The organism is Avrilella dinanensis (assembly GCF_002807015.1).
Classification (GTDB): domain Bacteria; phylum Bacteroidota; class Bacteroidia; order Flavobacteriales; family Flavobacteriaceae; genus Flavobacterium; species Flavobacterium dinanensis.
The window spans coordinates 955,789-974,834 of sequence record NZ_NIPO01000001.1 but is presented as its reverse complement, the minus strand read 5'-3'; the positions used below and the strand labels follow the sequence as shown (position 1 = coordinate 974,834).

22 protein-coding genes are annotated in these 19,046 nt (G+C 37.4%); 14 read left to right on the top strand and 8 right to left on the bottom strand.

Features of this window, described 5'->3' with window-relative positions:
* Nucleotides 1–69 precede the first annotated feature (69 nt).
* The gene (locus CDL10_RS11405) at nt 70–240 is read left to right on the top strand and encodes a hypothetical protein (protein WP_165772982.1); all 171 of its coding nucleotides are present in this window, start codon (nt 70–72) and stop codon (nt 238–240) included.
* A 67-nt stretch (nt 241–307) separates the two neighbouring features.
* Here the strand turns inward: CDL10_RS11405 and CDL10_RS04635 are convergent, their stop codons facing one another.
* The 4 genes from CDL10_RS04635 to CDL10_RS04620 are packed head-to-tail and all read right to left on the bottom strand — an operon-like array spanning nt 308 to nt 2,898.
* A complete protein-coding gene (locus CDL10_RS04635) occupies nt 308–799 on the bottom strand; it encodes a metallophosphoesterase family protein (RefSeq protein WP_207760158.1) in 492 nt (163 codons plus the stop codon).
* Nucleotides 796–2,073 (bottom strand): M64 family metallopeptidase, encoded by a 1,278-nt coding sequence (locus CDL10_RS04630; protein WP_100677454.1) that lies wholly within the window; start codon nt 2,071–2,073, stop codon nt 796–798. Before CDL10_RS04630 ends, CDL10_RS04635 begins: the two co-directional genes overlap by 4 nt.
* A gap of 14 nt (nt 2,074–2,087) precedes the next feature.
* Nucleotides 2,088–2,687, bottom strand: coding sequence for a Fic/DOC family protein (locus CDL10_RS04625; protein ID WP_100677453.1), 600 nt, complete (start codon nt 2,685–2,687; stop codon nt 2,088–2,090).
* Nucleotides 2,677–2,898 carry an antitoxin VbhA family protein gene (locus CDL10_RS04620; RefSeq protein ID WP_100677452.1) on the bottom strand — a complete coding sequence of 74 codons (222 nt, stop codon included), beginning with the start codon at nt 2,896–2,898 and terminating at the stop codon, nt 2,677–2,679. The genes CDL10_RS04625 and CDL10_RS04620 overlap by 11 nt, the downstream gene beginning before the upstream one ends.
* Nucleotides 2,899–3,002: 104 nt before the next feature.
* Between CDL10_RS04620 and truA the strand changes: the two genes are divergently transcribed.
* From truA to CDL10_RS04595, 5 genes are all read left to right on the top strand, one after another.
* Nucleotides 3,003–3,740: a tRNA pseudouridine(38-40) synthase TruA gene (truA, locus tag CDL10_RS04615; RefSeq protein ID WP_100677451.1), complete on the top strand. Its 738-nt coding sequence runs from the start codon at nt 3,003–3,005 to the stop codon at nt 3,738–3,740.
* Nucleotides 3,737–5,491 carry an ABC transporter ATP-binding protein gene (locus tag CDL10_RS04610; RefSeq protein ID WP_100677450.1) on the top strand — a complete coding sequence of 585 codons (1,755 nt, stop codon included), beginning with the start codon at nt 3,737–3,739 and terminating at the stop codon, nt 5,489–5,491. The genes truA and CDL10_RS04610 overlap by 4 nt, the downstream gene beginning before the upstream one ends.
* 158 nt (nt 5,492–5,649) lie before the next feature.
* Entirely contained in the window at nt 5,650–7,041 is a 1,392-nt protein-coding gene (gene lpdA / locus CDL10_RS04605) for a dihydrolipoyl dehydrogenase (protein WP_100677449.1), read from the top strand.
* Nucleotides 7,042–7,179: 138 nt separating this feature from the next.
* Complete coding sequence (locus tag CDL10_RS04600; protein WP_100677448.1) at nt 7,180–7,992, top strand: VanW family protein; 813 nt, start codon at nt 7,180–7,182, stop codon at nt 7,990–7,992.
* Between the two features lie 28 nt (nt 7,993–8,020).
* Nucleotides 8,021–8,554, top strand: a complete 534-nt coding sequence (locus CDL10_RS04595) for a hypothetical protein (RefSeq protein ID WP_100677447.1) — start codon at nt 8,021–8,023, stop codon at nt 8,552–8,554.
* A gap of 61 nt (nt 8,555–8,615) precedes the next feature.
* Here CDL10_RS04595 and CDL10_RS04590 read toward each other — a convergent pair whose 3' ends face one another.
* Nucleotides 8,616–9,203 (bottom strand): DJ-1/PfpI family protein, encoded by a 588-nt coding sequence (locus CDL10_RS04590; RefSeq protein WP_243389291.1) that lies wholly within the window; start codon nt 9,201–9,203, stop codon nt 8,616–8,618.
* Nucleotides 9,204–9,256: 53 nt separating this feature from the next.
* On the opposite strand from CDL10_RS04590, the gene CDL10_RS04585 reads away from it, so the two are divergent.
* Entirely contained in the window at nt 9,257–9,595 is a 339-nt protein-coding gene (locus CDL10_RS04585) for a tRNA-binding protein (RefSeq protein ID WP_100677446.1), read from the top strand.
* A 45-nt stretch (nt 9,596–9,640) separates the two neighbouring features.
* Nucleotides 9,641–10,663: a tetraacyldisaccharide 4'-kinase gene (lpxK, locus tag CDL10_RS04580; protein ID WP_100677445.1), complete on the top strand. Its 1,023-nt coding sequence runs from the start codon at nt 9,641–9,643 to the stop codon at nt 10,661–10,663.
* Here the strand turns inward: lpxK and CDL10_RS04575 are convergent.
* On the bottom strand, nt 10,646–11,359 hold the full coding sequence (locus CDL10_RS04575; protein ID WP_100677444.1) for a ZIP family metal transporter: 714 nt from the start codon (nt 11,357–11,359) through the stop codon (nt 10,646–10,648). The genes lpxK and CDL10_RS04575 overlap by 18 nt on opposite strands.
* A 90-nt stretch (nt 11,360–11,449) precedes the next feature.
* On the opposite strand from CDL10_RS04575, the gene CDL10_RS04570 reads away from it, so the two are divergent.
* The 3 genes from CDL10_RS04570 (at nt 11,450) to CDL10_RS04560 (ending at nt 14,330) form a co-directional block, all read left to right on the top strand.
* On the top strand, nt 11,450–12,610 hold the full coding sequence (locus tag CDL10_RS04570; protein WP_243389290.1) for a THUMP domain-containing class I SAM-dependent RNA methyltransferase: 1,161 nt from the start codon (nt 11,450–11,452) through the stop codon (nt 12,608–12,610).
* Nucleotides 12,603–12,839, top strand: a complete 237-nt coding sequence (locus CDL10_RS04565; RefSeq protein ID WP_100677443.1) for a hypothetical protein — start codon at nt 12,603–12,605, stop codon at nt 12,837–12,839. Before CDL10_RS04570 ends, CDL10_RS04565 begins: the two co-directional genes overlap by 8 nt.
* Nucleotides 12,840–12,911: 72 nt before the next feature.
* Complete coding sequence (locus tag CDL10_RS04560) at nt 12,912–14,330, top strand: DnaJ domain-containing protein (protein WP_100677442.1); 1,419 nt, start codon at nt 12,912–12,914, stop codon at nt 14,328–14,330.
* Here the strand turns inward: CDL10_RS04560 and CDL10_RS04555 are convergent.
* Nucleotides 14,304–15,035 carry a DUF6048 family protein gene (locus CDL10_RS04555; RefSeq protein ID WP_243389289.1) on the bottom strand — a complete coding sequence of 244 codons (732 nt, stop codon included), beginning with the start codon at nt 15,033–15,035 and terminating at the stop codon, nt 14,304–14,306. The genes CDL10_RS04560 and CDL10_RS04555 overlap by 27 nt on opposite strands.
* The gene (locus CDL10_RS04550) at nt 15,004–15,525 is read right to left on the bottom strand and encodes a DUF6452 family protein (protein ID WP_100677441.1); all 522 of its coding nucleotides are present in this window, start codon (nt 15,523–15,525) and stop codon (nt 15,004–15,006) included. The genes CDL10_RS04555 and CDL10_RS04550 overlap by 32 nt, the downstream gene beginning before the upstream one ends.
* 185 nt (nt 15,526–15,710) lie before the next feature.
* Here CDL10_RS04550 and pgi point away from each other — a divergent pair, with 185 nt between their 5' ends.
* The 3 genes from pgi (at nt 15,711) to galE (ending at nt 19,043) form a co-directional block, all read left to right on the top strand.
* Nucleotides 15,711–17,258: a glucose-6-phosphate isomerase gene (gene pgi / locus CDL10_RS04545; RefSeq protein ID WP_100677440.1), complete on the top strand. Its 1,548-nt coding sequence runs from the start codon at nt 15,711–15,713 to the stop codon at nt 17,256–17,258.
* 68 nt (nt 17,259–17,326) lie between these two features.
* Complete coding sequence (locus CDL10_RS04540) at nt 17,327–17,746, top strand: adenylyltransferase/cytidyltransferase family protein (protein WP_100678640.1); 420 nt, start codon at nt 17,327–17,329, stop codon at nt 17,744–17,746.
* Between the two features lie 289 nt (nt 17,747–18,035).
* Nucleotides 18,036–19,043: a UDP-glucose 4-epimerase GalE gene (galE, locus tag CDL10_RS04535; protein ID WP_100677439.1), complete on the top strand. Its 1,008-nt coding sequence runs from the start codon at nt 18,036–18,038 to the stop codon at nt 19,041–19,043.
* Nucleotides 19,044–19,046: the final 3 nt, after the last annotated feature.

Below are 19,046 nucleotides of genomic sequence, written 5' to 3'. Positions count from 1 at the left end.
TTTTTAGTCAGGTGTTTGTATATTAAAAATTATGGGTTACATTTGCATAACAATAAAATCGTAATCAAAATGTTTGGATTTAGTCAATATTTAGCTTTTATAATAGGAGTTGTTATCTTGTTAATGGGATTTTGGTTGATGTTGTTTTTGGTCAACGTAGCCATAGTATGGGCTGTCGGTGGTACCAGAGATATGTTGCAGGAAAGAAAGGAAAAAAGAGAAACAGAAAAGCAAATTTAACTTTTGTTTTTTGTAAGTAAATAGAATGTAAGGCTATTGAGAAATCAGTAGCCTTTTTTGTGTTGAATTATTTCTTTAATTCAATGATTTCCATGTTTTTAATATCCGAACCGATTATTTCAAACCTGAGCATAGTCCTTGCCTGATGATGTCCGTATATGCCAGCTGCCCCAGGATTCAGATGTAAAATATTCAGCTGATTATCATATTGTACTTTTAAAATATGTGAATGCCCGCTAATGAAAATCTGAGGTCGTTCTTTGAGCAGTAAATCTTTTATTCCTTTGGCATATCTTCCCGGATATCCGCCAATATGCGTCATCAATACCTTGACTTTTTCACAGGTAAAAAGCTGGTTCAGCGGAAAATCTTTTCGGGCTTCCGTGCCGTCGATGTTTCCATATACTGCTCTGAGCGGTTTGAGCTCCCGGATTTTATCCGTAACAGCCAAATTGCCGATATCGCCGGCATGCCACACTTCGTCTGCATTTTGTACATGATGTAAAATCCGTTCGTCAATATAACTGTGTGTGTCGGATAATAAGAGAATTTTCATTATTCAGATTCGTTGGAGGTGTAAAATAAAATCATTTCTTCGATAGCACGACTACATACCTGGCAAAAATCTTCCGCCTGATTGATTTTCATTCGGCAATGATGTGATGGAATGTATAAACCGTTTCCTTTTAACCCTTCAAATGCACCGATTTGTACAGCATTCATCAATGAATCAGGGGTCGGAATCGGTGTTGTTTCTGCCACCAAATCCTGCCATTTACTTGTAAAATCAACCAATGAAGTGATGTTTTTTTCCCAAGGTTCAGTTTGTTGTACTGCTTTGTTTTCAAAAACGTCTTCTTCGTAAAAATATTCGTCTGCCAATCCGGCAAAACTGTGCCCGAATTCATGTACCACCACCGGAGCAAATTGTTTGTTTTTTGTTGTGGTAAGTGTGTAGGAATTCAAAATACCGCCACCGCCGTAAACATCTGTATTGGCAAGAATAATAATATGCTGATAAGGCACACTTTCCAGCAAACCGTGCAGTGATTTAATGTGTGAAGTCGTTAGATACCGTTCGGAATAAAAAGTGTCAAAATGTGATTGAACAGCCGTTGAATGCCAAATATTTTGTGAAGGAACACTCACGTTTGAATCTTCCGAAACCGATTTCACAGCGACAATTTCAAAAGCATTTTGATGTTTTTTAAAGGCTTTATGTTTGAATAGACTTTCCATGGCTTGTCGGGCATAATCCATAAAAAGAGGCATTTCGTCTTGCTGAAAACCTTCGGCAACGATGGCAATTTTAATCGGGTTTTCTACCGAAGATTTGTGAATGATTTCATACGGAACATCGTTGTTTTCTGTGGCTTTCCGAATGAGAATATCTGCTGGGTCAATGGTGTGCTTAAGCAAAATTTTCTCTTTGTGGTAAGCGTCAAAAAAAGAAACCTGTACATTGATTTTGTTTTTTGGAAAGGGAATGAGATAAGAATTTTCAAAGCTTTTTGATGCAGTTTTAGCTTCGTCCAAAGTCAGCCATTCCTGAAACAAACTTCCGAAAGGCAAAACGTAAATCAACTGTCGGGTCGTTTCATCATACACTTTGATTTGTCCATAACCCTGAATGGGGGTGGTGCTTAGATTTCCTTTTCGTCCGTGCCATTGATTCAGTTGTACTAAATCGCTCAGAAAAACATGTTGTTTGTCACTGTTTCCAGCAAAAATGTAATCCAAACGCAGGGTTTTGTCGATGAAATAATCTTCAAATTTCTGGGCATTTGCCCCAAAAGCAAACAAAAAAGTGAGTAATAAAAATAGTTGACGCATGGTGTTTTTTTTGATTAAGATTCAGAAATCAGCTCCAAAATTAATTTTGATAATATTTGAACATCGCTGTTTATTGTTCCTTGCATATAGCGATTGTAAATATCCATATTATCAGGCGGATTCAAGTTGAGTTTCAGCCCTTTTTCCAAGGCGAGTGAACGCAAAAATTCTCTTTGTACACGTCCGTTACCTTCTCTGAAAGGGTGCAAATAATTTACGTTATCTAAAATTTCGGCTAATTTATTTGCCAGTATTGTTTTGTCGTTGTTGTCGATAGATTTGTATTCAGCAATTAAACTGTCGATGTATTGAAAAGCGGTGTCAAACCGTTCCTCGTCAAAGAAAGGCTTTCCGTCTTTGCTGATATTTACAGTCCGGAGCTTACCCGCCCATTCATAAATATCCTGAAATAAATGTTTGTGAATACTAAGCAAACTTGCTGTACTTTTAATTTTGACGGGATTGTTAAATAATTCTTCAACTCTTTTAGAAACTTTTAAGCTCTCATAGACCAACAAAATTTTTTCGTCCACAATATTGGCTAAATTACGCAATACACCATTTTTATAAGTATATTTTAATTCAGAGTCAATATATCTGTAACTATTTTCCATGAATGTTATGCAACTTGGCTAAAAAATCCATTTCTGAGATTAAACCGTTTTTCCAATCTAAATATAATTGAATTAATTCAGTAGTCGGTTCAAAACCTTCAAACATATTGCTCCCGATAGCATTTGCTGTGCTTTCGAGTGTTTTTAGGTCTTTAAACTGCACACCCATCAGGGTCAGATTTTCACGGTCTATGGTTATGGCTTTGTACATTTTCAAATGCTCTTAGTATTACAAAGATAAGAAAATATTTAGTTTTTTGTTAATGGTACGTTCGGGGTAATTGAAGTATCTTTGTAACGTTAAATTTTTAAAGATTGAGATATTTCGTAGAATTTGCATATAATGGCACCCGTTATCACGGCTGGCAGTCACAACCCAACGCCGTTACAGTTCAGGAAGAAATGACAAAGGCGTTCGGTTTGTTGTTGCCGGCTGAACTGGAATTGGTTGGTGCCGGACGAACAGATGCAGGCGTACACGCCCGGCAGATGTATGCACATTTTGACTGGCATCAGGAAATTGATGAAGCCAAACTGGTCGCCAAACTGAATTCTTTCTTGTCTAAAGACATTGCCGTTTACCGGATTTTTCCGGTCAATGACGATGCACACGCCCGTTTCGATGCCACCCAACGCAAATATGAATATTATCTGCATACGAAAAAAAATCCCTTTTTGAATGAAACAAGCTGGTACAATCACCGTCCGTTGGATTTTGACAAAATGAACCAAGCTGCCAAAATCTTGTTTGAATATGAAGATTTTGAATGTTTTTCTAAAACACATACCGATGTTTACACCTATCTTTGTAAAATCTATCAGGCTGAATGGACGAATGTTGCCGAACATCAATGGGTATTTACGATAACGGCAAATCGATTCTTGCGGAATATGGTTCGGGCTGTTGTCGGAACGCTGGTCAATGTTGGTTTGGGAAAAATTGAGCCTGAAGATGTACACAAAATTATACAAAGCAAAGACAGGGGCAAAGCCGGATTTTCGGTGCCGGCATGCGGTTTGCACCTTGTTGAAGTTAGTTATCCTTATCTATGAAAAAAATAAATACAAGCACACTCAGAAAAGTTTTACGTTATATCACGCCATACAAATTTGTGGTCATCATCGTTATTGCCAGCGTGATATTGCTATCGGCATTTGCTGCTTTAAGGCCTTATATGGTTAAGCAAATTGTCGATAATTATGTGGAAGTAAAAGATGCCAACGGATTAGCAATGTACAGTTTTTTGATAGGCGTTGTACTTCTGGTGGAAGTGGTTTCACAATATTCGTTTTCATACAGTGCCAGCTGGCTCGGACAGCGGATTGTAAAAGATATTCGGGAAGAACTTTTTCATAAAATTACCCATTTCAAACTTCGTTATTTTGATAAAGAATCGGTCGGAAGGCTGATTACCCGGAATGTTTCCGATATCGAATCTATTGCCAGTATTTTCAGCCAGGGACTGTTTATGATTATTTCAGATGTACTGAAAATGGTGGTCGTGCTTGGCATTATGTTTTTTATGAATTGGAAACTCACGTTTGTCGTGATGGCGGCAATGCCTGTGTTGCTCTATGCTACAAGGGTTTTTCAACAACACATGAAAAAAGCCTTTGACGAAGTGAGAACGCAAGTCGCCAATCTGAATTCATTTGTACAGGAACGTATAACCGGAATGAAAATCGTCCAGCTGTTTACCCGAGAAAAACAGGAATATGAAAAGTTTGAAGAAATCAACCAAAAGCACAATCAGGCGTGGCAAAAAAACATTTTATACAACTCCATATTTTTTCCAATAGCCGATTTCGTTTCTCAGATAACGTTGGGTTGCGTTGTAATTTTCGGAGGTTTCAATATCATCGGTGGAGGTAATCTGACGACTACCGGAGATTTGGTTGCCTACACCATGATGATACCGATGTTGTTTAATCCGCTTAGACAAATTGCCGATAAATTCAACGTGATGCAGATGGGAATTGTGGCTGCCGACCGCGTTTTTGAAATCATGGACAGAGACGATGTGATTCAGACAGAAGGAAATCAGATTGCCCCAAAATTTCAAGGAAATATTGATTTTCAGGAAGTAAGATTTAGCTACAATCCGGAAGTAGAAGTGCTGAAAGGCATAAATCTGAACATTCAGCCCGGGCAAACCGTGGCGATTGTGGGTTCGTCCGGAGCGGGAAAATCGACGATGATTAATTTATTGAGCAGGTTTTATGAAATTGACAGTGGAAAAATTACCATCGACGGTACGGATATCAACGCGTTTACGCTACAAAGTTTACGCCGGCAAATCGCGATTGTATTGCAAGATGTGTTTTTGTTCAGCGACAGTATTTTGAACAATATCACGTTAAACAATCCCGCAATCAGCAAAGAAGATGTCGTTGAAGCTGCAAAGAAAATCGGGGTGCATGATTTTATTGGAACGTTGCCGGGAGGGTATGATTATAATGTCAAAGAACGCGGAGCGATGATTTCATCGGGGCAGCGGCAATTGATTTCGTTTTTGCGTGCCTATATGAGCCAGCCAAGTATTTTAATTTTGGACGAGGCAACTTCGTCAATCGATTCCCATTCGGAAGAGCTTATCCAACAGGCGATTAAAATCCTGACCAAAGACCGAACTTCTATTATTATTGCACATCGTTTGGCGACCATTACCCACGCTGACGTGATTATCGTGATGGACCAAGGGCAAATTGTTGAAAAAGGCACACATCAAGAGTTGCTGCAAATAGAAAACGGACATTATAAAAGTTTGTATCAATCACAGTTTCATGCAGCCGAAGCAGGTTGATAACAAAAAAACAATTTGGTGGTTTTCAAAATAAATGCTTAAATTCGCAACTGATTGAAATAGTTAAAAAAACAGCTTCAAATAACTTTTTAATTAAAAAATTAAATAACAATAATGTGCTGAAAGCTTAATGCTTACAGCCTAAAAACAATTAAAAAATGAAATACGATATCATCATCTTAGGAAGCGGTCCGGGCGGATATGTAACTGCCATCAGAGCCTCGCAATTAGGTTTTAAAGTTGCCGTAGTGGAAAAGGAAAATTTAGGGGGAATCTGCTTAAACTGGGGGTGTATCCCGACGAAAGCATTGTTAAAATCGGCTCAGGTTTTTGATTATTTAAAACACGCTTCTGATTATGGTTTGACTATCAATGGCGAAGTAGATAAAGATTTTGGAGCTGTAATTGCACGTTCACGCGGTGTTGCCGACGGAATGAGCAAAGGTGTTCAGTTTTTGATGAAAAAGAACAAAATTGATGTTATTGACGGTGCTGGAAAAGTAAAACCGGGCAAAAAAGTTGATGTTACCGATAAAGACGGAAAAGTAACCGAATATTTTGCGGATCATATCATTATTGCAACCGGAGCACGTTCTCGCGAATTGCCAAACTTACCGCAAGATGGTAAAAAAATAATCGGATACCGTCAGGCAATGACCTTGCCGGAGCAACCAAAGAAAATGATTGTTGTAGGTTCAGGTGCGATTGGTGTTGAGTTCGCTCATTTCTATAATTCTATGGGAACTGAAGTTACCATTGTTGAATTTATGCCAAACATTGTTCCTGTGGAAGATGAAGATGTTTCCAAACAATTTGAACGTTCTTTGAAAAAGGCAGGCATTACTATTATGACCAATTCATCGGTTGAAAAAGTAGATACTTCCGGAAATGGTGTAAAAGCTACGGTAAAAACAGCTAAAGGAGAAGAAATTTTAGAAGCTGATATTTTACTTTCGGCTGTGGGTATCAAATCAAACATAGAAAATATTGGATTAGAAGAAACCGGAATCAAAACAGATAAAGATAAAATTCAGGTAGATGAATTTTATCAAACGAATGTTTCGGGTTACTATGCTATTGGAGATGTGGTTCCGGGACAAGCTTTAGCTCACGTAGCATCTGCTGAAGGAATTCTTTGTGTGGAAAAAATTGCAGGTTTGCACGTAGAACCATTAGATTACGGAAATATTCCTGGTTGTACCTATGCAACACCGGAAATTGCGTCGGTTGGAATGACCGAGAAAAAAGCAAAAGAAGCCGGTTATGAAATCAAAGTAGGTAAATTCCCGTTCTCTGCATCAGGAAAAGCAAAAGCTGCCGGAACACCGGACGGTTTTGTAAAAGTAATTTTCGATGCCAAATACGGCGAATGGTTAGGCTGTCATATGATTGGAGCCGGCGTTACCGATATGATTGCCGAAGCTGTTGTTGCCCGTAAATTAGAAACCACAGGACACGAAATCTTAAAAGCTGTTCATCCTCACCCAACTATGAGTGAGGCTGTTATGGAAGCTGTTGCAGCTGCTTATGATGAAGTGATTCACTTGTAAGATTTTGTTTAAAGTTTAAGGTTTAAAGGTTCAAAGTTGAACTGAATAATAAAGAACCTCAAAGGAGCAATCTTTTGAGGTTTTTCTGTATATTTACTTTTAAAGTATGGTGGTTTTAAAAAAGATGTAATATCAAACATGAAAGAAATAGAAAAGCCCAAACAAAGAAGTCAGTTAAGGCAAATATTCGGAAAGGAATATTTTATCCTGAAACGAAAAATGGATTGGTTTTTCGGAAACAAAAAATGGGCGGTTTCTAAAAGTGAAAAATTATTTAAAAATACTGTTTTCCGGCACAAATCAATTATTCTTCGTTCTCTTAAAGACGTTGATATGTATCTGCAGGAAAACAAGAAAACCAACCTAAAGATTGCTGTTTCATACATTGACCATTTAATAATTAACCCGGGCGAAACTTTCTCAGTTTGGAAACTTGTAGGCAGACCTTCAAAACGCAAAGGATATCTGGAAGGACTTGTTTTAAAACAAGGAATGATTGCAAAAGACACAGGTGGCGGACTTTGTCAGTTAGGAAATTTGCTTTTTTGGATTTTTGCACATTCACCTTTGACAATTACAGAAAGACACCGACACGGATTTGACGTATTTCCCGACGTAAACAGAAAAGTACCTTTTGGTGCAGGTGCAACATTGTCTTATAATTACATTGATTTACAAGTTAAAAATGAAACTGATAATATTTTTCAATTGAAATTGTGGCTAAACGAAACACACCTGAACGGCGAATTATTCAGTAAAGAAAAAATTGACAAAGAATACAAGGTCGAAGAACGGAATCATTTAATGAAAATGCAGTTTTGGGGAGGTTATTCACGGCACAATCAAATTTTTAAAATAGAAAAGAATAAAGGTTTAACGACAGAAAAACTACTTGCTGAAAATCATGCGATTATGATGTATAATCCGTTTATAGGTAAGGATAAACAATAAAACTGTGGTTGGTAAAATATAATAATCCATGAACATCGTTGAAAATTTTTTGCTCAATCAATTAGATTTAAGATTAGAAAACAGGTATTTCGCTCGGAATCTAATCTTAAAAAATGAATTTGACTCCGAAAGTTTGGTTGCTCTTATCGACCGCACAAGCGGAAAACAGAAAGTTCATTTGTTGTGTTTCTGCGATACTTTTTCACGGACTCATTTGTTGTATTTCAAAAACGATTTCCAGTATTTTATTGATTTAGCAGAGAATGAAAACCACGAAACCAACAAAAGAAGTCTGACCAATATGTATATCGGTATGTTGAAACATACTCATAATGATTTATCTGCCGAACAAAAACAACAGCTAACCGAAATTTGCTTTTCATGGTTAATCGGAGAATCTCTCGTTGCAACAAAATCAAACTGTATCACTTGTCTGGATTTACTATCCGAAGAAAATAAATGGATTACTGAAGAGCTTACCGCAATTATTGAACAAATGTATCCGCAGATGACTGTTTCATTTCAAAGTCGTGCAAGAAAAATCCTCAAACGAAAAAGATGATTTCGTTAGATGCTGGCTATTAACACTCAATAGCCAGCATCTAACATCTAAAATCTTTGCATTAGTTTTGCCCAATCGTAATGCCCAATAATTGATAAAATTCTTTTAGCAAAGCAGGGTGTCCAGGCCATGCGGGAGATGTCGTCAAATTGTTGTCAGTAATCGCTTTATCGGCATCAATTTCTTTGTAATTTCCACCTGCGAGTGTAATTTCCGGACCAACAGCCGGATAAGCAGTAAGTGTACGGTTTTTCACAACTTCCGCAGCAGTCAGAATCTGAATACCATGACAAATAGCAGCCACAGGTTTGTTATTCTCGAAAAAATGCCGGGTGTATGCCAATACTTTGTCATTCAGTCTAATATACTCAGGAGCTCGTCCGCCACAAACATACAAACCGTCATAATCATCAAGTTGTACATCATCAAAGGTTTTGTTGATTTGGAAATTGTGTCCTCTAAGTTCTACATAAGTCTGGAAACCCACAAAATCATGAATGGCAGTAGCGATAATTTCGCCTTTTTTCTTTCCGGGGCAAACCACATCAACCTCACAACCCACAGATAAAAGTGCTTGAAACGGCACCATAATCTCGTAATCTTCTACGAAATCGCCGGCTAACATCAATATTTTTTTGCTCATCATCATAAAGTTTAAAATGTTACATCGTAAATTTACAAAGAAATAAAGACAATTACCTAATGGAAACACAAATAAACTGGGAAGATTTTGCTAAAATAGATATTCGGGTCGGAACGATAATCGATGCACAGATATTTGAAAAAGCCCGTAATCCTGCTTATAAGGTCTGGATAGATTTTGGCGGGGAAGGAATTAAAAAAACATCAGCTCAAATCACTAATTTGTATGATTTAAACGAGCTTATTGGCAAACAGGTTTTGGCGGTAATCAACTTTCCGCCTAAGCAAATTGCTGATTTTATGAGCGAATGTTTATTACTCGGAGCTGTAGGCGAAAACAAAGACGTAACTCTGATTTCGGTGGACAAACCCTGTGAAAACGGACTGCGAATTTCTTGATTCTGTAAGTATGATTATTGATTCAGAATCCCTTACATTTGCATTATGAAATGGCTGAGGTTTTTACTTTTTCCCTTCGGGATATTGTATTGGTTGATTACGAGTATTCGGAATTACCTCTACAATCACGTTTTGTATAAAAGCTACCAAGCACCGATTCCTGTGATTGCAGTGGGGAATCTGAGCGTTGGAGGAACGGGAAAGTCGCCTCAGACGGAATATTTAATCCGTTTATTATCAGATAAATACAAGGTGGCGGTTTTGAGCAGGGGTTACAAGCGAAAAACGGAGGGTTTTGTATTGGCAGATGAAAATACCCGGGTAGAAGATTTGGGCGATGAACCTTTTCAGTTTTTTTCTAAGTTTCATCACATACAAGTTGCTGTCGATGCAGATAGAACAAACGGAATCAAACAACTTTTACAGTCCGGCAATCCGCCCGAAGTGATATTGCTCGATGATGCGTATCAGCATAGGAAAGTCAAGGCAACAGCGTATATTTTGCTTACCGCTTATGGCGATTTGTATTGTGATGATTATATTCTACCGGTTGGAAATCTGCGTGAATCTGGTAGCGGAGCTGATCGTGCGGCAATTATTATTGTGACTAAATGTCCTGAAAATATTACTGAAACAGAAATACAGAAAATTAAAAACAAACTACAGCCTAAACCTTTTCAAAAAATCTTTTTTACGACCATCAGCTATGATGAATATGTTTATAACCAAACTGAAAAAATCCGTTTAGCCGATATTCCGGCAGAGCAGATTTTTGCTGTTTCCGGTATTGCCAATCCGGATTTGTTTTATGCACATCTGGCTGTTTCGGACAGATTGACTTTTCCTGATCATCATCATTTTTCAGCAAAGGATATTGACAAAATAACGGAAAAATCCAATGGAAAAATTATCATTACTACCGAAAAAGATTATATGCGGTTGAAAGGTAAATTACCTCAGGATAAATTATATTATTTACCGATAAAAACCGATTTTATTAAGGAAAAAGAAATCTTTGACCAAGCTGTTATTTCTGTTTGTAATGCTGAATTAAACCAAATACCCTAATACTATTCCCAGAACGATAACCGAGATTTTGGCGATATTGAATTTATGATTTTCGCTACTTTCAAAAATGATTGTGGAAGAAATATGAAAAAGAATTCCGATAACGACAGCTGAAATTTCCGTATAATAATGCGTAAGAAAATCTAATTTCTCAGACGCTAACGTTCCGAGTGGAGTCATCAAGGCGAAAGCAACCATAAATAAAATAATCCATTTTTTTGCCAAACCTGCATTAACAAAAAACATGGATAAAATGATAGCAATCGGCAGATGATGAATGGCAATTCCTATAGCTAAATCGTGGTGGTGGCTAACGGGCATTCCTTCCAATAATGCGTGAATACATAAGCTAATAAAAAGCGTCCAGGGCATTGCGTTCATTTTTTCGTGGGTATGAACATGTCCGTGTTCAGCACCTTTTGAGAAAAATTCCAATATGATTTGAAATAAAATCCCGACCATGATAAACAACCCGATTCTGTATCCTCCCGAATGGTCATGCTGATGTTCATCGTGATGATGACCGTGAAAAACAGTGTCATACACTTCGGGTAACAGGTGCATAACTGTTATAGACAACAAAAAAGCTCCGCTGAATGCCAACAGCAGTTTCAGATTTTTTTTGTTTTTTGGCTGAAATATCAGCCCGATGAAAGCACCCAGCAACACAGATACTAAAGGTAAAATATAGGTCATTTTCTACGATTAATCAAATTGATTTTAGCAAGCGACAAATTTACGCTATTTTTGCACTATTATAGCATTTTTTTGCTCAATACACGATATATGAATAATTATAAAATGGTAGCCAAAACATTTTTTGGTTTCGAAGATATATTAGCCCAGGAATTACGGGTTCTTGGTGCTCAAAATGTCGAGCAAGGCATACGAATGGTAAGTTTTTCCGGCGACACAGGATTTATGTACAAAGCCAATCTGAGTTTGCGTACCGCTTTGAAAATCCTTAAACCTATCAAAACTTTCAAGGTTTTTGACGAAGAAAGTTTATATAAAGGTGTAAAATCTATCGATTGGTCAGAAATTCTTTTCGCCAATCAGACGTTTGTGGTTGATGCTACGGCGTATAGCGAGGCGTTTAACAATTCGTTATTTGTGGTACTGAAGTCGAAAGATGCAATTGTGGACCAGTTTCGTGAGCAATTCGGCAAACGTCCGAGCATAGACAAACAACACCCCGACATTCGGATTCATGTGCATATTCAGAAAGATGTTTGCACCGTTTCCTTGGACACTTCCGGCGAATCGTTGCATCATCGTGGTTACCGGACATCAACCAATATTGCACCGATAAACGAAGTGTTGGCGGCAGGAATTTTGCTGTTGTCGGGCTGGAGAGGGCAAACACATTTTCTCGACCCGATGTGTGGTTCGGGAACATTTCTGGTTGAGGCAGCGATGATTGCGTGTAATATTCCGCCAAATATCAACCGGCGTGAATTTGCTTTTGAAAAATGGCGGGACTGGGACGAAGATTTATTTGACAAAATCGAAGAATCTTTATTGAACAAAATCAAGGATTTTCCATATCGGATTGTTGGATATGACAAAGCACCGTCGGCAGTCAGAAAATCACGGGAAAATGTTCGTAATGCCAATTTGGAGGAATATATTGATATTGAACAGCAAGACTTTTTTAAAACCGAAAAAGAAACCGAAGGACCTTTACACATGGTTTTTAATCCACCTTATGGCGAACGGCTGGATATTGATTTGGAACGTTTTTACCGCGAAATCGGAGATACATTCAAACGGTCTTACCCACAAACCGAGGCATGGTTTATTACCGGAAATGTGGAAGCCTTGAAATATGTCGGCTTAAAAACTACCCGAAGAATTAAACTATTCAATGGAAAAATTGAATCCCGATTAGTCAAGTATGATATTTACGAAGGAAGTAAAAGAGCAAAATTTCAAAAAAATGAGTAAACAAAATAAAGTTTTTATCGTGCAGTTTGTATGTTTCGCTGTGCTTTTTCTGCTTGGCAAATTGCTGTTGAGCTTTACCGAAATTACCGGTTTTATGAATCCGTTACTGTGTGCGGTTTTTGCCACGATATTATCGCCACAATTCAAAGTAATCAAAACAGACGAAGGTGAAAAAGTGATGATGCGTTTTCTGTTTAATAAAAAAATAAAGGAGATAAAGTGGTTGTAAATTAACCATGAAATAAAGTTTTTTTTGTTTATGCTGAGGCAAGGAAGCATCTCTTTTTTAAACAGGCTCTAAATGATTAACTACTACAAAATACTTGAAATACCTGATTTTTCAGACGACCAGACGATAAAAAAGGCCTATCGTACTTTGTCTAAAAAATACCACCCGGACGTTAACCGAAGTGAACAGGCTCATCAGTATTTTATTGTGATTAAAGAGGCGTATGAATATTTGTCTGACCCGAAAAACAAACGCTGGTTAGATGAAATTCTTATCAGGCAAAAGCAAATAAAAAACCAATCGACCGAATATGCCCGGAAAGAAAGTCAATCTGGGAATAACTGGCCACCACCAAAAATTCATTATTTCAAATCAAATACTTCTTTTTATTCTTTAGATGATATTGTCGTTATTGAATGGCAGGTGGAAGGAGCGAAAAGCGTTGATATAGATTATCTCGGAACGGTGAATGCGATGGGCAAACACGGGCTCAAACTCAAAAGAGTGGAAGAAGAGTTGGTGGTTAATATGCGTGTGACGGGTTTTGATAATCAACATTATTACCGCAAGTTGGTTTTCAAATATCGCGATAAAAATCCGAATGTGGAAGCGTGGCGACGACAGCGAAGAATCAATCCAAACGTTCGGCAGGAACATTTCAAAAAAGAAAATATTTTCGGAGTTTATGGCAGAGTTCCGGCGGAAACTTTCCGTCAGAGAATGATTGTTGCTACTGTGTTTTTGGCAGTGGTGTTGTGGTTGAGTTTTTGGCAGCAATGGACTTTTATGTTTTACCTGAGTCTGTTTGTCTATGTTTTTTTCATCAGCGTAACTCTTTCCAAGCGGTTGCATGATTTGAATACAAGCTGGTCAGAGGTTTTTTTATCTAATCCGTTCAATGGAATAAAAACACTTTTTACTCGCCGAGGGATTCAGAAAACCAATGATTACGGACCTTATCGTCCGCCGAAATATTTACATTTTAAGGATGCTTACCGCAAAATTATTTCCCAGTTTAAAAAATGGACTTTTTCGACAAAATTAGCAGTTTCTGTTACTTTGCTGTCCATTATCTTGCCGATGATTCCGTATTTACAACCGGTGGAACAAGGAAACTTTTACAAAGTTGGGTTGTATAGTTCTTCTACGACTTATTACCTGGTTTTGGACGATGAAATACATTTGCCGATTGATTACAAAATTTTTCGTTCGTTGCGAAACGGTGGGTATAATAGTATGAAAATTAATCAATTAATGCTAACTAAAGAAATTGCTTCTGTGGAATTTATCTCGAATAAGCAATCATTAACCAAAACGGTTTATTATGGATTTATCGGTACTCGCCCCGCTGTTTTAATGGTTTTGGTTTTTCTTTTACTTTTAGAATGGCAGCTGATTCAATCGTTTAACAAAGTTAAAAATCAAAATCAGTTGTCACAGATTATGTGGTTGATTTGCTTTATTTTATTGATTGTCTGGTTGGTTTTGTAACTGTTTTGGTGTTTTTTTATACAACGGAATAAAATAACTGATGGAATAATTGAACGAAGCCCCGATGTTTCCGCTGAATTTTTCACCATACCCCGGAATATATAAATTCTCAAAACCTTCGGGCTGTTTTTGATGAAGCAACAAGCTGAAACGAACAGAAAATCCCATAAAAACGTTGTCAAAAAGACGTGTTTTTATTCCGCCCACCAAATCGAGCCAGTGTGCGTGCAGTCCGGAACTTGTCAGATTCGGATAAATTTCATTTTCATCAAAATAACCGTCGGTAGTGAAAATTTTGTAGGAATGCAGAGTTTGTTCATGAAAACTCAAACCGTATCGCCCGCCGACATAAATCATGTTTTCCAAATCCATCCAGTTGTTGTGCATGTTATAGTCCAGACCGATTTTCAGGTATTGACCTTTGGTAGTAAAACTCAGGCGGTCTTCTTCCTTAAACTTTTCATCACGACCCAGTTCAGCTGCGATATACACTTTTTTGTTCCAGCGATAATCGCCGTTAATCTCGAAACCGGTGTAGTTATTATCCCAGATATTCCGGCTGAGTTTGAATAAATCTGTCCCGACTCTGAGTCCGTACCGTTGCGGGTAAACCGTGGGATTATCCTCATTTTCCTGAGCATAAACACTGATTGTTGAGGATAAAATGAGCAGACTAAAAATATATTTGAACATGTGTGGTGTCATTGGTTGTTATTTCATTTGTATAGTCCAAAGTGCTAATCCAACCCGGCAGGTGCTGAATGGTGTCATTCACAGAATTAACCCTAACTCTTTGGAAAACACTTCGGTATCCGCAAGCTTTGGAAACATATTCGCTACTCGTTTCATACCTGAAATCCAGCAGATTTGCCCGGGTAATCGTGTCATTGCCTATCCATTCCTTGAGTTCTACATACCAAACGGTATTTTCTTCATACACTTTGAGAGGCAATGTAAATGAGGCTCTGTTCAGAAATTGTATGACCGGAATGGTATCCTGATGAATATAGTCCAAAGCGTAGCAGTTAATCATCTGGGCGGTTTTTTGTTCTTCATTATTCAACCGATTGTATAAGGTAATATTTACCTGCGGGGTGTCAACATTTACGCCCCCACACAAATCGTTTTTTTCGCAGGCAGTGACAAAAAATATCGTAATCAAAAACGGAATAATATTCCTTTTTGTTGAAATCATAAATGAATTATTGGTTAAAAAATGACTTTGATTTTTCCGATGTAAATATACGTAAAAACTTCGCGTATTCGCAAATCTGTGTATTTGCGAATACGCGAATACACAGATTTGCACAAGATTACTATGAAATAAGATTTTTTTGCTGAAAAAATTACTATTTTTGTGACCTACTAAGACGATATATAATGTTGCCAAGGATAAATCCTACACATACAAAAGCCTGGAAAAAGTTAGAAAATTATTATAGTGCTCATTCGTTATCAAATAATAACAAAGCGACTGTTCGGATAGTTGAGAGCGGTCTGACTTATGATTTTTCTAAATCTTTAGTTAGTGCAGAGGCATTTTCTATGTTAACTGAATTAGCTGATGAGTGTGAGCTTTCTCGGGCTATTGACGATTTTTTCGGTGGAAAAGCGATCAATGAAACAGAGAAACGGGCAGTATTGCATACGGCTTTGCGTCAATTTTCTTCCAATGATTATTTATCAGATGATATTTATCAGAAGGTAACTCATGAACGAAGTCGCATTAAAAATTTTGTCAATGAAATATTATCAGGTGAGCGGTTGGCAAGTAATGGTAAGCCTTTTCGTCATGTAGTCAATATCGGTATTGGTGGCAGTGATTTGGGATTGCGTATGGCATACAAAGCCTTGAAACCATACAAAAATTCTGATTTACAATTACATTTTATCAACAGTATTGATGCCCAGCAGATAGAACAATTACTACAAGAAATTTCTTTAGAAGAAACTTTGTTTGTCGTGGTATCCAAAAGTTTTTCTACCAAAGAGACTTTGTCTAATGCCAATGTTTTTAAAGATTTGTGTATCGAACAATTAGGTAAAGAAAACTGGAAAAAACATTTTGCCGGGGTTACTGTTTATCCTTCGGCAGCAGCTGAATTCGGCATACAGCCCGATTATACTTTTTTGTTTTGGGACTGGGTTTGTGGCAGATTCAGTATGTGGAGCAGCGTAGGATTAGCTTTAGCATTAGGGTTAGGTTACGACATTTTTGAGCAGATGTTACGTGGGGCGGAAAAAGCCGACCAACATTTTAAAAATCAACCTTTTGAGGAAAATATTCCCGTCCGTTTGGCACTTCAGGGTATTGCTTATACCAATTTTTTAAAAGCACAAACAGAGGCGATACTACCTTATTCTGAATTATTAGGATTGTTGCCGACCTATTTACAGCAAGTTGCTATGGAAAGCAATGGCAAACGCATTGACCGGAACGGAGAAGTTGTAGATTATGCTACAGCACCCATTGTTTGGGGAGATTTGGGAAACAATGCCCAGCATTCCTTTTTTCAGTTATTGCACCAGGGTTCGTGGTTAGTTCCGGCTGATTTTATTTTGGTAAAAAAATACCAACATTCCTTTCATGAGCATCAGTTGCAACTGGCAGCCAATTGTTATGCACAAACAGAAGCACTTTTTAAAGGAAAAAATGAAAATGAAGTAAGGCAACAGCTTCAGTCAAAGCAATTATCGGAACAAGAAATAGAAGAGTTATTACCACATAAAATATTTTCGGGAAACAAACCATCTACATTAATTGAAATTGATGAGTTGACTCCGGAAAATTTAGGGATTTTATGTAGCTTTTACGAACATAAATATTTTGTACAAGGAATTATATGGAATATCTACAGTTTTGACCAATGGGGAGTGGAGCTAGGGAAAGAATTGGCACTAAATTGGGAAGAACAATTAAAAAAATAAGAAGAAAAATGAAAGAGAAAAATATAAACGAACAACTCTCGAAAAAAGTACCAACAGAAAATAAAGGAATTAAGGTAGGAATAACATTCAGTGCCTTTGATTTGCTACATGCAGGGCACATCAAAATGTTGGAAGACGCCAAGCGTCAGTGTGATTATCTGATTTGTGGATTGCAGACCGACCCTACATTAGACCGTCCGGAAAAGAACAGACCTGTGCAAAGTGTGGTGGAACGTTACATTCAGCTGAAAGGTTGTAAGTTTGTTGATGAGATTGTTCCGTATGCTACCGAGCAGGATTTGGAAGATATTTTACGGTCATTCAAAATAGATGTTCGTATCTTAGGAGAAGAATATAAAGGAAAAGATTTTACAGGACGTACTTACTGTGAAGAAAAAGGTATCGAGCTGCATTTCAATACTCGTGACCACCGTTTCTCAAGTTCGGGTTTAAGGAAAGAAGTAGCTCAGAAAGAAGCGGATAAATAAGCAAATAGGCAAATTCGCGAATACGCAGATTCGCGAATTTGCCTATAGGATATGATGCCGTGGTGCTCGGGGTAGCACACAAAGAGTTTTTAAACTTAGACCTGAGCCTTAAAAAATGAAAATGCTATTGTTGTTTATGATGTAAAAGGAGAGAAAACGGATAATAAGCTATAAGTATAGTAGTCAATTTAAATCCAAATCGTTACTAAGCAAAGTGTTTTTTGTATTTTAATTCAAAGTAGAGTAGTTTTAGGTTGTAATTTTTGAATATAAACATAGATTTGAAAAAATGGGAAAAATTTTAGTCACTGGAGGTTTGGGTTATATTGGTTCACATACGGTGGTTGTTTTGCAAGAGGCAGGCTATGAGGTTGTTATTGTGGATGATTTATCAAATTCTGACATTTCGTTTTTGGAAAGAATTACTGAAATTACTGGAAGGAAACCTGAATTTTATCAGCTTGATTTAAAAGACTATGATAAGGTATTAATATTATTCAAGGAAAAGAGGATTGATGGGGTGATACATTTTGCTGCTCACAAGGCTGTTGGAGAATCTGTTGTGAAACCACTGATGTATTATCGCAATAATATGTTGGGCTTGATTAACTTGCTGGAAGTTATGGAGGTGTGTGGAGTGGATCATATGATTTTTTCATCGTCATGCACAGTGTATGGCCAGGCAGAAAAGATGCCTATAGATGAACAAACACCGTTAAAACAACCGGAATCGCCTTATGGAAAAACGAAGCAGATGGGGGAGGAGATTATTGCAGATTATGTAAAAGCTACTCAAAAAAATGCTATTGCTTTGAGGTACTTTAACCCGGTGGGTGCACATCCGACTGGATTGTTAGGAGAAGTGCCTAATGGAATCCCTAATAATTTATTGCCTTATATTACTCAAGTAGCGGCAGGGATAAGAGAAAAATTAAATGTTTTTGGAGCTGATTATGAGACTCGAGACGGCACAGCTATTAGAGACTATATAGATGTAAACGATTTGGCAGATGCTCATGTCAAGGCCTTAAACAGATTAATTCATAAACAAAATAAAAAGTTCTTAGAATTTTTCAATCTAGGTACTGGTATAGGATCTACTGTTTTAGAGATGATTCATGCTTTTGAAAAGGCTAATGGTTTGAAAATTCCTTATGAGATTATTAATAGAAGAGAAGGGGATATACAGGAAGCTTATGCTAATTTTACTTTAGCAAAAAAGGAATTGGAGTGGGAACCTACATTATCTTTAGAACAATCATTACAGAATTCTTGGGAGTTTCAGAAAAAAATATAATAA

Excerpts from the sequence above, each read along its gene's own strand:
- CDL10_RS11405 (WP_165772982.1), top strand. The coding sequence starts at position 70 with ATGTTTGGATTTAGTCAATATTTAGCTTTTATAATAGGAGTTGTTATC.
- CDL10_RS04630 (WP_100677454.1), bottom strand. The coding sequence starts at position 2,073 with ATGCGTCAACTATTTTTATTACTCACTTTTTTGTTTGCTTTTGGGGCA.
- CDL10_RS04625 (WP_100677453.1), bottom strand. The coding sequence starts at position 2,687 with ATGGAAAATAGTTACAGATATATTGACTCTGAATTAAAATATACTTAT.
- CDL10_RS04620 (WP_100677452.1), bottom strand. The coding sequence starts at position 2,898 with ATGTACAAAGCCATAACCATAGACCGTGAAAATCTGACCCTGATGGGT.
- CDL10_RS04610 (WP_100677450.1), top strand. The coding sequence starts at position 3,737 with ATGAAAAAAATAAATACAAGCACACTCAGAAAAGTTTTACGTTATATC.
- lpdA (WP_100677449.1), top strand. The coding sequence starts at position 5,650 with ATGAAATACGATATCATCATCTTAGGAAGCGGTCCGGGCGGATATGTA.
- CDL10_RS04600 (WP_100677448.1), top strand. The coding sequence starts at position 7,180 with ATGAAAGAAATAGAAAAGCCCAAACAAAGAAGTCAGTTAAGGCAAATA.
- CDL10_RS04595 (WP_100677447.1), top strand. The coding sequence starts at position 8,021 with ATGAACATCGTTGAAAATTTTTTGCTCAATCAATTAGATTTAAGATTA.
- CDL10_RS04590 (WP_243389291.1), bottom strand. The coding sequence starts at position 9,203 with ATGATGATGAGCAAAAAAATATTGATGTTAGCCGGCGATTTCGTAGAA.
- CDL10_RS04585 (WP_100677446.1), top strand. The coding sequence starts at position 9,257 with ATGGAAACACAAATAAACTGGGAAGATTTTGCTAAAATAGATATTCGG.
- lpxK (WP_100677445.1), top strand. The coding sequence starts at position 9,641 with ATGAAATGGCTGAGGTTTTTACTTTTTCCCTTCGGGATATTGTATTGG.
- CDL10_RS04575 (WP_100677444.1), bottom strand. The coding sequence starts at position 11,359 with ATGACCTATATTTTACCTTTAGTATCTGTGTTGCTGGGTGCTTTCATC.
- CDL10_RS04570 (WP_243389290.1), top strand. The coding sequence starts at position 11,450 with ATGAATAATTATAAAATGGTAGCCAAAACATTTTTTGGTTTCGAAGAT.
- CDL10_RS04565 (WP_100677443.1), top strand. The coding sequence starts at position 12,603 with ATGAGTAAACAAAATAAAGTTTTTATCGTGCAGTTTGTATGTTTCGCT.
- CDL10_RS04560 (WP_100677442.1), top strand. The coding sequence starts at position 12,912 with ATGATTAACTACTACAAAATACTTGAAATACCTGATTTTTCAGACGAC.
- CDL10_RS04555 (WP_243389289.1), bottom strand. The coding sequence starts at position 15,035 with ATGACACCACACATGTTCAAATATATTTTTAGTCTGCTCATTTTATCC.
- CDL10_RS04550 (WP_100677441.1), bottom strand. The coding sequence starts at position 15,525 with ATGATTTCAACAAAAAGGAATATTATTCCGTTTTTGATTACGATATTT.
- pgi (WP_100677440.1), top strand. The coding sequence starts at position 15,711 with ATGTTGCCAAGGATAAATCCTACACATACAAAAGCCTGGAAAAAGTTA.
- galE (WP_100677439.1), top strand. The coding sequence starts at position 18,036 with ATGGGAAAAATTTTAGTCACTGGAGGTTTGGGTTATATTGGTTCACAT.